The sequence below is a fragment of the Pseudomonas veronii genome (genome assembly GCF_002028325.1).
GTDB lineage: Bacteria > Pseudomonadota > Gammaproteobacteria > Pseudomonadales > Pseudomonadaceae > Aquipseudomonas > Aquipseudomonas veronii.
In genome coordinates this window covers 3,840,515-3,853,542 of the sequence record NZ_CP018420.1, presented here as the reverse complement: position 1 = coordinate 3,853,542, position 13,028 = coordinate 3,840,515, and the positions used below count along the sequence as shown (strand labels likewise).

The following is a 13,028-nucleotide window of genomic DNA, read 5'->3' as shown; positions in this document are numbered from 1 at the left end:
TTTCAAGCGACGGCTACGACGTCGAGAATGCGTTGTACCACGCGGTCCTGGTCGATCCCGGCGGCTTCGGCTTCGAACGACAGAATGATGCGATGGCGCAGCACGTCGAACAGCACCGCCTGGATGTCTTCCGGGCTGACAAAGTCTCGCCCGGCCAGCCAGGCGTGAGCGCGGGCGCAGCGGTCGAGGGCGATCGAGCCACGGGGGCTGGCGCCATAGGCGATCCACTCGGCCATTTCCGGGTCGAATTTGGCCGGGGTGCGCGTGGCCATGACCAATTGCACCAGGTATTCCTCCACCGCATCGGCCATGTACAACCCGAGGATTTCCTTGCGCGCGGCAAAGATCGCCTGCTGGCTGACGCGGCGTTCGGGCTTGGTTTCACCGTTGAGCGCCTCGCCACGGGCCTGCTGCAGGATGCGCCGCTCGACGGCCGCGTCCGGGAAGCCGATCTTGACGTGCATCAGGAAACGGTCGAGCTGGGCTTCGGGCAGCGGGTAGGTGCCTTCCTGCTCGATGGGGTTTTGCGTGGCCATCACCAGAAACAGCGGCGACAGCTCGTAAGTACTGCGGCCCACACTGACCTGGCGCTCGGCCATGGCTTCGAGCAAGGCCGATTGCACCTTGGCCGGGGCGCGGTTGATTTCGTCCGCCAGCACCAGGTTGTGGAAGATCGGCCCCTGCTGGAACACGAAGCTGCCGGTTTCGGGGCGATAGATTTCAGTGCCGGTGATGTCGGCGGGCAACAGGTCGGGGGTGAACTGGATACGATGGAACTGCGCTTCGATGCCTTCGGCCAACTCCTTGATGGCCTTGGTCTTGGCCAGGCCCGGCGCGCCTTCCACCAGCATATGGCCGTCGGCAAGCAAGGCAATCAGCAGGCGCTCGATGAGTTTTTCCTGGCCGAGAATCTGCGTAGAAAGAAAGGTTCGCAGCGCAAGCAGCGCTTCACGATGTTCCATCGATGACGGTTCCTGGAGAGATGAGCCCGAGCGTCGAGAAAAAACGCCGGGCCTGGGGGGCTTACTTTAATGCATCGGGGGGGGCGGCGACTAACGGCGCGCGGGGTATTTTTCGCAAAACGTGTAGGAATTTTGTGTGTCAGTAGCCTCAGGCACGGATATAAGTGCCTGTGCCCCTGAGAATGTTCTGCAGGGTTTCTTCAACTTCAGCCATATCCTCAGGGGCGGTGCTGTGCAGAATCTCCAGGTGATCCTTGCCGCCCAGTGCATCGGCATCGCCTGCCGCCAGCTCAATCAGCAACGTGCTGTCACTCAGCGTGACCTTCAGGCCCTCGAGGGTCGATGGTTCGTCGTCCCAGGTCAGCTCCACCTCGTCTTCATCCGGGTAACGGGCCAGTATGAACATCTCGCCCTTAGCGCTATGGCAGCAGAGCATGGCCATGTTGTCTTCTTCTTCGTCACATGGGTTGGCGATCAGGTTGGTAGTGATCAATTGCATGGCAGTCCTATGGGTTTATTGGCCGCAAAAGGGGGATTTTGCCACTGCCGCCATATTTATGTCGGTGTGAATTTCATCAGTGCGTCATGGCTTGAGCACAACGATTTTGCCTTTTTTATAGGTTGACTATCTAAACGGCGGCACGCCTGTCGGCTGTGGCCTGGGGGCCGCCTGGTTATATTTATCCCATTGCGCAGAATATACGCCGCTGTCGGCGAACGAAATCGGCGGATTGATGTTATCCGGTGACGAGGTGGGTTGCGAAATGATGGGCGAGGGGGCTGTTGGCGTAATCATGACGGGCCTGCATAGATGACAGTCGGTTAACCACGCTCCCTGTGTTTTTTTTGATTGGCGGTTGGCGCAGGAAAAGTTCCCTGATGTTTGAGGTCCCTTGCTTGATGTGCCGTAGGTATGTGCCGACGGGCTTCGCGTGTGTTAGCTATCATTGGCTTGAAATCAGCGCCGGTGACCGGCTTTTTTGTCGTTCGGTGTGTGTGGTTGCCCTTTGTGCAACCCTTCGTTGCCAGCCGATGACCGAATATGTCGCAGCGCCGCAAGCAGCTGTCTTCCTACACTCGTTAAGCTGCGCAACGGATGTGCTCACTGCTGGGAGCCTGACCTGCCCGTCACACCGTCGCCTGGCAAGGTGTATGTCCAATGGAAGTTGTATGTGACCTGATCGTCTTGTCCAGCTTCACCCACCTGTCACCCTGATTCGTTTATGGTGCTTGTATCGTTACCTGCGAACAGGGCTGACGGTCTCCCCCAAAGGGGATAACACGCGACGCTTCCATCAATAACAAGCCCAAGCGGAGTACCACAGATGGCGTTCTTCACCGCAGCCAGCAAGGCCGACTTCCAGCATCAACTGCAAGCGGCACTGGCGCAGCACATCAGTGAACAGGCACTGCCACAAGTGGCGCTGTTCGCTGAACAATTTTTCGGCATCATTTCCCTGGACGAACTGACCCAACGTCGCCTTTCCGACCTGGCCGGTTGCACCCTGTCTGCCTGGCGCCTGCTTGAGCGCTTCGACCACACCGAACCCCAGGTGCGGGTCTACAACCCCGATTACGAACGTCATGGCTGGCAGTCGACCCACACCGCGGTCGAAGTGCTGCACCATGACCTGCCATTTCTGGTGGACTCGGTGCGTACCGAGCTGAACCGCCGCGGCTACAGCATCCACACCCTGCAAACCACCGTGCTCAGCACGCGCCGTGGCAGCAAGGGCGAATTGCTGGAAATTCTGGCCAAGGGCACCCAGGGCGAAGGCATCCAGCAAGAATCGCTGATGTACCTGGAAATCGACCGCTGCGCCAACGCCGCCGAACTGAACGTGTTGAGCAAAGAGCTGGAGCAGGTACTGGGCGAAGTGCGCGTGGCCGTGGCCGATTTCGAGCCGATGAAAGCCAAGGTCCAGGAACTGCTGGTCGGTATCGACGCCAGCCGGTTCAGCATCGACGGCGAAGAACAAGCCGAGATCAAGAACTTCCTGGAATGGCTGGTGGGCAACCACTTCACCTTCCTCGGCTATGAAGAGTTCGTGGTACGTGACGAGGCGGACGGTGGTCATATCGAATATGACGCCGGCTCCTTCCTCGGTCTGACCAAGCTGCTGCGCGCCGGCCTCACCGCCGACGACCTGCGCATCGAAGACTACGCCGTGTCCTACCTGCGCGAGCCGACCGTGTTGTCGTTCGCCAAGGCCGCCCACCCGAGCCGCGTGCATCGCCCGGCTTATCCGGACTACGTGTCGATCCGCGAGATCGACGCCGACGGCAAGGTCATCAAGGAATGCCGCTTCATGGGCCTGTACACCTCGTCGGTGTACGGCGAAAGCGTGCGGGTGATTCCTTATATCCGCCGCAAGGTCGCGGAAATCGAACGTCGCTCGGGCTTCCAGGCCAAGGCGCACCTGGGCAAGGAACTGGCGCAGGTGGTCGAAGTACTGCCGCGTGACGACCTGTTCCAGACCCCGGTCGACGAGCTGTTCAGCACCGTGATGTCGATCGTGCAGATCCAGGAACGCAACAAGATCCGCGTGTTCCTGCGCAAAGACCCCTACGGGCGTTTCTGCTACTGCCTGGCCTACGTGCCGCGCGATATCTATTCCACCGAAGTGCGCCAGAAGATCCAGCAAGTGCTGATGGATCGCCTGAAAGCCTCGGACTGCGAATTCTGGACGTTCTTCTCCGAGTCCGTGCTGGCCCGTGTGCAACTGATTCTGCGGGTCGACCCGAAGAACCGCCTGGACATCGACCCGCTGCAACTGGAAAAAGAAGTGGTGCAGGCCTGCCGCAGCTGGCAGGACGACTATTCCAGCCTGGTGGTCGAAAGCTTCGGCGAGGCCCACGGCACCAACGTGCTGGCGGACTTCCCGAAAGGCTTCCCGGCCGGCTACCGCGAGCGTTTTGCTGCGCATTCGGCGGTGGTCGACATGCAGCACTTGCTCAGCCTCACCGAAGCCAACCCGTTGGTGATGAGCTTCTATCAGCCGCTGGGCCAGGTGTCCGGCCAGCGTGAGCTGCATTGCAAGCTCTACCATGCCGACACCCCGCTGGCGCTGTCCGACGTATTGCCAATCCTGGAAAACCTCGGCCTGCGCGTGCTGGGTGAATTCCCGTACCGCCTGCGTCATGCCAATGGCCGTGAGTTCTGGATCCATGATTTCGCGTTCATTGCCGCCGAAGGCGTGAACCTGGATATCCAGCAGCTCAACGACACCCTGCAGGACGCGTTCGTGCATATCGTCCACGGCGATGCCGAGAACGATGCGTTCAACCGCCTGGTACTCACCGCCGGCCTGCCGTGGCGCGACGTGGCGCTGCTGCGTGCCTACGCGCGCTACATGAAACAGATCCGCCTGGGCTTCGACCTGGGTTACATCGCCAGCACCCTGAACAACCACACCGACATCGCCCGCGAGTTGACCCGGTTGTTCAAGACGCGCTTCTACCTGGCGCGCAAGCTCACCGCCGACGACCTGGAAGACAAGCAGCAACGCCTGGAACAAGCGATCCTCAGCGCCCTGGACGAGGTTCAGGTGCTCAACGAAGACCGCATCCTGCGTCGCTACCTCGACCTGATCAAGGCCACCCTGCGCACCAACTTCTACCAGACCGACGCCAACGGCCAGAACAAGGCGTACTTCAGCTTCAAGTTCGACCCGCGGGCCATTCCCGAGCTGCCCAAGCCAGTGCCGAAGTTTGAAATCTTCGTCTACTCGCCACGGGTCGAGGGTGTCCACCTGCGCTTCGGTAATGTCGCGCGCGGCGGCCTGCGCTGGTCCGACCGTGAAGAAGACTTCCGCACCGAAGTGCTCGGCCTGGTAAAAGCCCAGCAAGTGAAGAACTCGGTGATCGTGCCGGTGGGCGCCAAGGGCGGCTTCCTGCCGCGCCGCTTGCCACTGGGCGGTAGTCGCGACGAGATCGCGGCCGAGGGCATCGCCTGCTACCGCATCTTCATTTCCGGCCTGTTGGACATCACCGACAACCTCAAGGACGGCGCCCTGGTGCCGCCGGTCAACGTCGTGCGGCATGACGGCGATGACCCGTACCTGGTGGTCGCGGCCGACAAAGGCACCGCGACGTTCTCCGACATCGCCAACGGTATCGCCATCGACTACGGCTTCTGGCTCGGCGATGCATTCGCCTCCGGCGGTTCGGCCGGTTACGACCACAAGAAAATGGGCATCACCGCCAAGGGCGCGTGGGTCGGTGTGCAGCGTCACTTCCGTGAGCGCGGCATCAACGTGCAGGAAGACAGCATCACCGTGGTCGGCGTCGGCGACATGGCCGGCGACGTGTTCGGTAACGGCCTGTTGATGTCCGACAAGCTGCAACTGGTCGCGGCCTTCAACCACCTGCATATCTTCATCGACCCGAACCCGAACCCGGCGACCAGCTTCGTCGAGCGTCAGCGCATGTTCGAGCTGCCGCGTTCGGCGTGGAGCGACTACGACACCAGCATCATGTCCGAAGGCGGCGGTATCTTCTCGCGCAGCGCGAAGAGCATTGCCATCTCGCCACAGATGAAAGAACGCTTCGACATCCAGGCTGACAAACTGACCCCGACCGAACTGCTGAATGCCTTGCTCAAGGCGCCGGTGGACCTGTTGTGGAACGGCGGTATCGGCACTTACGTCAAGGCCAGCACCGAAAGCCATGCCGATGTGGGCGACAAGGCCAACGACGCGTTGCGCGTCAACGGCAACGAACTGCGCTGCAAGGTGGTGGGCGAGGGCGGTAACCTCGGCATGACCCAACTGGGGCGTGTGGAATTCGGCCTCAATGGCGGCGGTTCGAACACCGACTTCATCGACAACGCCGGCGGTGTGGACTGCTCCGACCACGAAGTGAACATCAAGATCCTGCTCAACGAAGTGGTGCAGGCCGGCGACATGACCGACAAGCAACGCAACCAGTTGCTGGCGAGCATGACCGACGAAGTCGGCAGCCTGGTGTTGGGCAACAACTACAAGCAGACCCAGGCCCTGTCCCTGGCCGCACGCCGTGCCTACGAGCGTGCCGCCGAGTACAAGCGCCTGATGAGCGACCTGGAAAGCCGTGGCAAGCTGGACCGCGCCATCGAGTACCTGCCGACCGAGGAGCAGCTCACCGAGCGCGCCGCCACCGGCAAGGGCCTGACCCGTCCGGAGCTGTCGGTGCTGATCTCGTACAGCAAGATCGACCTCAAGGAAGCCCTGCTCAAGTCGCAGGTGCCGGATGACGAGTACCTGACCCGTGACATGGAGACCGCGTTCCCACCGAGCCTGGTGGCCAAGTTCGGCGAGGCGATGCGTCGCCACCGTCTGAAGCGCGAGATCGTCAGCACCCAGATCGCCAACGACCTGGTCAACCACATGGGCATCACCTTCGTGCAGCGGCTCAAAGAGTCGACCGGCATGAGCCCGGCCAACGTGGCGGGCGCCTATGTGATCGTGCGCGACATTTTCCATCTCCCGCACTGGTTCCGTCAGATCGAAGCCCTGGACCACCAGGTCTCCGCCGACGTGCAACTGGAGCTGATGGACGAGCTGATGCGCCTGGGCCGTCGTGCCACGCGCTGGTTCCTGCGCAGCCGTCGCAACGAGCAGGATGCCGGGCGTGACACCGCGCACTTCGGTCCGCACCTGGCCGCACTGGGTCTCAAACTCGACGAACTGCTCGAAGGCCCGACCCGCGAAGGCTGGCAGACCCGTTACCAGGCCTACACCGAAGCCGGTGTACCGGAGTTGTTGGCACGCATGGTTGCAGGCACGACGCACCTGTACACCTTGCTGCCGATCATCGAAGCCGCCGACGTGACCGGGCATGACGCCGCCGAAGTGGCCAAGGCCTACTTCGCCGTCGGCAGCGCCCTGGACTTGCCATGGTACCTGCAGCAGATCAGCGATCTGCCGGTCGCCAACAACTGGCAGGCCCAGGCCCGCGAAGCCTTCCGCGACGACGTGGACTGGCAGCAACGGGCGATCACCATTTCCGTACTGCAAATGGCCGAAGCGCCACAAGACATGGAAGCCCGCGTGGCCCTGTGGCTTGAGCAGCACCAGGACATGGCCGATCGCTGGCGCGCAATGATGGTGGAAATCCGTGCCGCGGTCGGCACGGACTACGCCATGTACGCGGTGGCCAACCGTGAGTTGCTGGACCTGGCGTTGAGCGGTCAGTCGGTGCTGGCATCGGTTTGATCGAGCGGTAAACAACTGTGGGAGGGGGCTTGCCCCCGATAGCGATGGATCAGTCAACACCGGTATGACTGATCCACCACTATCGGGGGCAAGCCCCCTTTTTCATTGTGAGCACCATCGACTTGGGATCAGTGGTGCCTTGAGTAGTCGGGTCTCCAGGTGATCCAGGTGCCGGGTCATCAAGTTCACCGCAATGCCAGAGGCCCGTTGCTCGATGGCATCGACAATCGCCACATGCTCCTGCCACGCACAATAGCTGCTGGCTTGCGCCTCGTACTGGGCAATGATCAGCGACGTCAACGGCACCAGGCTGTTGAGAAACTGCGCCAACGGCGCATTCCCCGCCATCGCCGCCAATTGCAGATGAAACTCCCCCGACAAGCGAATCGCCGGCCCACGCTGGTCGCGTTCAATACAATCACGCTCGCGGGCAATCAACTCGCGCAACTGGCGGATCTGCATCGGTGTGGCCTGGGCGCAGGCCAGTTGTACCACCGTGATCTCCGTCAACCGCCGCGCTTCCAGAATCTGCCGCGTCTGCTGGGCATCCGGTGCGGCTACCTGGGCGCGCTGGTTGGGGCGCAGGATGATCACGTGCTGGTGCGACAACTTGGCCAACACCCGGCGAATCACGCTGCGGCTCACTCCGAAGGTTTGGCCCAGGCTTTCCTCGGTCAACCGGGTGGACGGGGCGATGCGCTGTTCGAGAATGGCGTCGAACAGCCGTGGGTAGATGTCATTCACCGAGGGCTTTTTACCGGCCACCAGGCACATGGCGGGCAGGCCGGTGATGGGCAGGTCGCGTGGCAAGGCGTGGGCGGTCATGGCCGGTCTCCAAAAATCAACTGCCCAGATGGTCGTCCGGGATGGTCAAGCGAATGCCCATGCGCAGGCCTTCCTGGAGGATGTGCTTGCGCATTTCGGCACTGGCCAGGGCGCTGTTCTTGTTGCGGATGGCGCGCACCACGGCATCGTTTTCCTGCAGGCGTTCTGCCAGGTGTTCCGGGGAGTTGCGCAGCACCTGTGCGCTTTGTTTGAGAGCGTTGCTGGTTTGTTGCACCACGTTCTGGAAGATCGGGTTGGAGGTGAGGGCGAACAGTTCTTCGTGGAAGGCAATGTAGGCATTCATCCCGGCTTCGGCGTCGCCAGCGTCGAGGGCTTCGCGCATGTCCATCAGGGTCAGGCGCAGTTGGCCAACCTCTTTGCTGCTGATGGATTGGGCCACCAGGCCGACAATAAACGGTTCGAGGGTGTAGCGCAGTTGCAGGATATCTTCGAGGCTGGCGTCGGCCACGGCGTCGCTCGATTGCGCCTCGTTGACGTGGGTTTCGAGCACCACCACGCCTTTGCCGGGCATCGAGCGCACCAGGCCGAGGGTTTCCAGCACGATCACGGCTTCACGCAGGCTGGGGCGGCTGATGCCCAGCTGTTCGGCCAGTTCACGCTGACCGGGCAGCATTTCACCGCGCCGCCACTGGCCCCGCGCCAGGGAGGCGCGGAGTTTTTCTACGACTGAATTGACGACGGTTGAGGGGGTGACCACGTCGATTGCTCCTTGATCTTGCGAATACAATTGCCACAAAGGCGACGATTAAGTGTGGGAGAGAGCAAGCCCCCTCCCACTGGTGATCTGTGTCGCTCATGCCAATGGGTCAGAACTCCTGGTGCGCGGGCACTACCGGCTTTTTAGCCTGGAACGCATAACCCTGCTGGCCGGCGAGTACCTTGTTGGCGCGCTGGATATCGATGTCTTTTTCCCAGCGCGCAATGGCCACGGTGGCGACGCAGTTGCCGATCAGGTTGGTCAATGCACGGCCGATGCCCATGAACCAATCCACCGCCAATACCAGCACCAGGCCGACCACCGGAATCGCCGGGATGGCCGTGAGTGTCGCCGCCAGAATCACCAGCGCCGACCCCGGAATGCCATGGGCGCCCTTGGAGGTGATCAACGATACCAGCAGGATGGTCAGCAAGTCGGTCATCGACAGCGGTGTGCCGGTAGCGTTGGCGATAAACACGATGGCCAGGGTCAGATAGATCGAGAAACCGTCGAGGTTGAACGAATAGCCTGTCGGAATCACCAGGCCCACGGTGGAACTGCCGATGCCCAAGTGTTCCAGTTTACGCATGATCTGTGGCAGCACCGCGTCGGAGGAGGCGGTACCCATCACGATCAGCAGCTCTTCGCGCAGGTACTTGAGCAGCGGCAGCATGCGCAGGCCGGACAGGCGCATCACCAGGCCGAGGATCACCCCGACAAACATAAAGCAGGTCAGGTAGAACAGGCCTACCAGGCTGCCCAGGTGCTGCAGTGAGTCCAGGCCGTAGGTGCTGGTGGTAAAGGCGATCGCGCCGAACACACCGATCGGCGCCAGGCGCACGATCATGCCCATGATGCGGAAGATCACGTGACTCAGCTCGTTGATCAGCCGCGAAATGCCCGACGCCGCTTCACCCACCAGGTTCAAGGCGCTGCCGAACAGCACCGAGAACAGCAGCACTTGCAGCACGTTGTTGTCGGCAAACGCACCGATCACCGAGTTGGGGATCAGGTCCATCAGGAACTGGCTGGTGCCCTTGATGTGTTGGCCCTTGTCGGCCAGTTCATGCAAGCCGGCGGAGGACAATTGCTCCAGGTGGATATTCGCACCGCTGCCGATGCCGGTGCTGAAGGCCATGAGCAGGCCGATCACCAGGGCGACGGTGGTCAGCACTTCGAAATAGATCACCGACTTGAGGCCGATGCGCCCGACCTTTTTCAAGTCGCCGGCGCCGGAGATACCGCTGACTACCACGCAGAACACGATCAGGCCAATCAACATCTTGATCAGTTTGATGAAACCGTCACCCAGGGGTTTGAGTTGCGAGGAGAATTCGGGAAGGGCCAGGCCGCAGAGGATGCCGAGCATCAGACCGATCACGACTTGCAGGAAAATCGAACGCGAGCACCATCTGAACATGGGAGGGATCTCTATTCGGTGCCCTGGTGGGTCCAGGGCTTAATTGTTGTGGTCATACCGGTAAGTCCAGTGCGTGGCCAGTCTACGCTGGGTTTTTTCCAGGTCACAAGTGATTTTCGCGGCTTGTCCGGTTGCGGTCTGACCAGTTGCTCTGCGAGGGCGGTGCTTGAGCGGTTGACGGGGCGCAAATTTTTTCGCTTATCATCCGCCGCTGAGTACGCGAGGTGACGGATGGACAAACCAGGACTGAGCACCAACGACGCAGGGCTGACCCATTGCAGTTGGCGTACCGCTGCGCCGGAATATCCGCACTACCACGACCATGAATGGGGCGTGCCGGTGGCGGATGATATTCAGTTGTACGAGAAGATTTGCCTGGAGGGGTTTCAGGCGGGCATGGCGTGGATCACCATCCTGCGCAAGCGCGAGCATTTTCGGCGGGCGTTCGACGGTTTTGATTTCCGCCGTGTGGCGCAGTACGGCGAAGCGGATATCGAACGCCTGATGGCTGACCCTGGCATCGTGCGCAACCGCGCGAAGATCGTCTCGACCCTCAACAATGCGCGCAGGGCGTGCGAGTTGGTGGCGGAAAGCGGTTCGTTGGCGAAATGGCTATGGTCGTTCGAACCGACGCCAGACGAGCGCCCGGCGCGGGTGGATCTGGCGTATTGGACCGCCAACCCGACATCACCGGCTTCGGTGCGCTTGTCGAAGGCCTTGAAGAAACGCGGGTGGACCTACGTAGGGCCGACCACGATGTATGCGTTGATGCAGGCGACGGGGATGGTCAATGACCATCTTGAAGGCTGTGCCTGCCGCGAGCCGATCGAAGCACTGCGCCGTCGATTCAATCGCCCTTGAGTCTCGCAGCGGTGCTATTCGTGCGCCAGAGGGGTGAGCACCTCAGCCTTGTCATCCAGCACCATCACCACCAGCAGTTTCGCCGGTCGGGTCTGGCTGGCATTGCTCGACTCGAAGTGCCGCGAGCCCGCCGGTTCGTAGAATGACTGGCCGGCCGTGTAGGTGATCGCCGGTTCATCGTTGACCCGCGACGTGATCGCGCCCTCCAGCACGTAAGCCACGGCAGTGCCGGTATGGCTGTGGGGCACGGTGGCCTGGCCCGCGGCGTAATCGACGCTCAGCATGATGGTTTTCTTACCGGGCACGTTGCTCAGGGCGTGCTCTTGCAGAACCTTGATCGACTCCTGGTTGTACACCGGTTCATGGGCGAAGGCACTGAACGAGGCCAGTATCAGGGCGGTTGCGAGTGAGCGTTTCATGGCGAGTTTCCGAGTCGTTCGAGAGGTCTTCACCCTACGCCGCGTGCTCCCGCCGACCAATGACCAATCCAGCCGAAAAACCTCTAGCCAATCTGCTGGAGAATGTCGCGCACCTTGTCCAGGGCCGGGTCGATGTCCAGGGTTTCGATCGCGCCGAAACCGATGATCAGGCCCGGGCGTACCGGCGTGTCGTGAAAAAACACGTCGAGCGGGTACAGGCCCACGTCGACCTGACGTGCCAGCTGCATCAACAACGCAATATTCACCGGCACCTTGCACAGGGCCGCCATATGAAAGCCGGCCACGGTGGGCACCGCTTCGAACCACGGCGCCAGGTCGCCCGCCAGGCGCTGCAGGATGCGCTCGCGGCGCCCGGCATACACGCTGTGGCAGCGGCGAATATGCTTGAGCAGATAGCCTTCGCTGATGAACTTGGCCAACGCCCATTGCGGCAATGTGGAGCTGTGTTGATCGGTCAATTGCTTGGCCTTGAGCACCGCGCCATAAAGGGCTGGCGGCAGTACCGCATAGCCCAGGCGCAACTCCGGCAGCAGGGTTTTGGAGAAGGTGCCGACGTAAGTCACCACGCCTCGGGTGTCCATGTTTTGCAGGGAGTCGGTGGGACGGCCTTCGTAACGGAATTCGCTGTCGTAGTCGTCTTCGATAACCATCGCCCCCAGCTCGAACGCACGGGCCAGCAAGGCTTCGCGGCGTGCCTGGCTCATGGGCATGCCGAGGGGGAACTGGTGGGACGGTGTCACATAGATCAGCCGCGCACCGTCGGGGATCCGCTCGACCTGAATGCCCTGATCGTCGACGGGCACCCCGATGACGTTTGCCCCCATCGCCATGAACAACTGGCGCGCCGGGGTGTAGCCGGGGTCTTCCATGGCGACGATGCTGCCCGGCTCCAGCACGACGCGGGCGATCAGGTCGAGAGCCTGCTGCGCGCCGTTGGTGACCACGATGTCGTCGGCGCTGCATTTGACCCCACGGGAAAACGCAATGTGCCCGGCGATGGCGCTGCGCAACGCCGGCAGGCCTTCGGTCTGGCTGTAGAGGCCACTGTTCTGGGCAATACGGCGCAGGGCGTCCTGGGTGCAGCGTCGCCATTCGTCCTGGGGGAATTGGTGGCGGCTGGTGGCGCCGCCGAGGAACTCGTAGCGCAGGGCACTGTCGCGCGTGGGGTGATGCATGGGCGAGGGCAGTGCCTGCCACTTCGCCAGGTTGGCGGCGCAGGCCAGGTCGGTGGCGGTTTGCAGGCGTTCGGTCGGCGGAGTGCGGCTGTTGACGAAGGTGCCGCGTCCGATCTTGCCCACCAGCAGGCCTTCGTAGGTCAGGGTGGCGTAGGTGTCGGACACGGTCTTGCGTGACACGCCCAGTTGCGCGGCCAGCAGGCGGCTGGGCGGCAATTGCGCCCCGGCGGCCAGGCGGCCGGAGTCGATGGCTTCGCGCAGTTGCTGGTAAAGCTGTTCGGCCAGGTCCTTGCGGCCGTTGATGATCACGTGCAGTTCCATGTTTTTCCTGAGGGGCTGAGTCGGTCCAAGACTACTCGCTGGCGACGTTTGCTCCAAAGGGGCTGTATGACAACGCGATAAAAAAAGTGGGAGCGGGCCTGCTCCCACCTGC

At 61.7% G+C, this 13,028-nt stretch carries 9 protein-coding genes; 2 read left to right on the top strand and 7 right to left on the bottom strand.

Translation table 11 applies throughout. The annotated features are described in order from the left end of the window. Window positions 1-2: 2 nt before the first annotated feature. Window positions 3-962 carry an AAA family ATPase gene (locus PverR02_RS17465; RefSeq protein ID WP_003218556.1) on the bottom strand — a complete coding sequence of 320 codons (960 nt, stop codon included), beginning with the start codon at window positions 960-962 and terminating at the stop codon, window positions 3-5. A gap of 148 nt (window positions 963-1,110) precedes the next feature. Then, the gene (locus PverR02_RS17460; RefSeq protein WP_079444019.1) at window positions 1,111-1,461 is read right to left on the bottom strand and encodes a hypothetical protein; all 351 of its coding nucleotides are present in this window, start codon (window positions 1,459-1,461) and stop codon (window positions 1,111-1,113) included. An 826-nt stretch (window positions 1,462-2,287) separates the two neighbouring features. On the opposite strand from PverR02_RS17460, the gene PverR02_RS17455 reads away from it, so the two are divergent. Beyond that, window positions 2,288-7,156, top strand: a complete 4,869-nt coding sequence (locus tag PverR02_RS17455; RefSeq protein WP_079444018.1) for an NAD-glutamate dehydrogenase — start codon at window positions 2,288-2,290, stop codon at window positions 7,154-7,156. A gap of 102 nt (window positions 7,157-7,258) precedes the next feature. Here PverR02_RS17455 and PverR02_RS17450 read toward each other — a convergent pair whose 3' ends face one another. The 3 genes from PverR02_RS17450 to PverR02_RS17440 form a co-directional block, all read right to left on the bottom strand. After that, window positions 7,259-7,981, bottom strand: coding sequence for a GntR family transcriptional regulator (locus PverR02_RS17450; RefSeq protein ID WP_079444017.1), 723 nt, complete (start codon window positions 7,979-7,981; stop codon window positions 7,259-7,261). 16 nt (window positions 7,982-7,997) lie between these two features. Next, a complete protein-coding gene (locus tag PverR02_RS17445; RefSeq protein WP_017846479.1) occupies window positions 7,998-8,699 on the bottom strand; it encodes a FadR/GntR family transcriptional regulator in 702 nt (233 codons plus the stop codon). Window positions 8,700-8,808: 109 nt separating this feature from the next. After that, window positions 8,809-10,134 (bottom strand): C4-dicarboxylate transporter DctA, encoded by a 1,326-nt coding sequence (locus tag PverR02_RS17440; protein ID WP_173677810.1) that lies wholly within the window; start codon window positions 10,132-10,134, stop codon window positions 8,809-8,811. A gap of 216 nt (window positions 10,135-10,350) precedes the next feature. Between PverR02_RS17440 and PverR02_RS17435 the strand changes: the two genes are divergently transcribed. Then, window positions 10,351-10,980, top strand: coding sequence for a DNA-3-methyladenine glycosylase I (locus PverR02_RS17435; protein ID WP_079444016.1), 630 nt, complete (start codon window positions 10,351-10,353; stop codon window positions 10,978-10,980). A 14-nt stretch (window positions 10,981-10,994) separates the two neighbouring features. Here the strand turns inward: PverR02_RS17435 and PverR02_RS17430 are convergent, their stop codons facing one another. Both PverR02_RS17430 and pdxR read right to left on the bottom strand, forming a co-directional pair. Then, window positions 10,995-11,399 (bottom strand): cupin domain-containing protein, encoded by a 405-nt coding sequence (locus tag PverR02_RS17430; protein ID WP_017846476.1) that lies wholly within the window; start codon window positions 11,397-11,399, stop codon window positions 10,995-10,997. Between the two features lie 83 nt (window positions 11,400-11,482). Further along, window positions 11,483-12,916, bottom strand: coding sequence for a MocR-like pyridoxine biosynthesis transcription factor PdxR (pdxR, locus tag PverR02_RS17425; RefSeq protein WP_046490964.1), 1,434 nt, complete (start codon window positions 12,914-12,916; stop codon window positions 11,483-11,485). Window positions 12,917-13,028 lie beyond the last annotated feature (112 nt).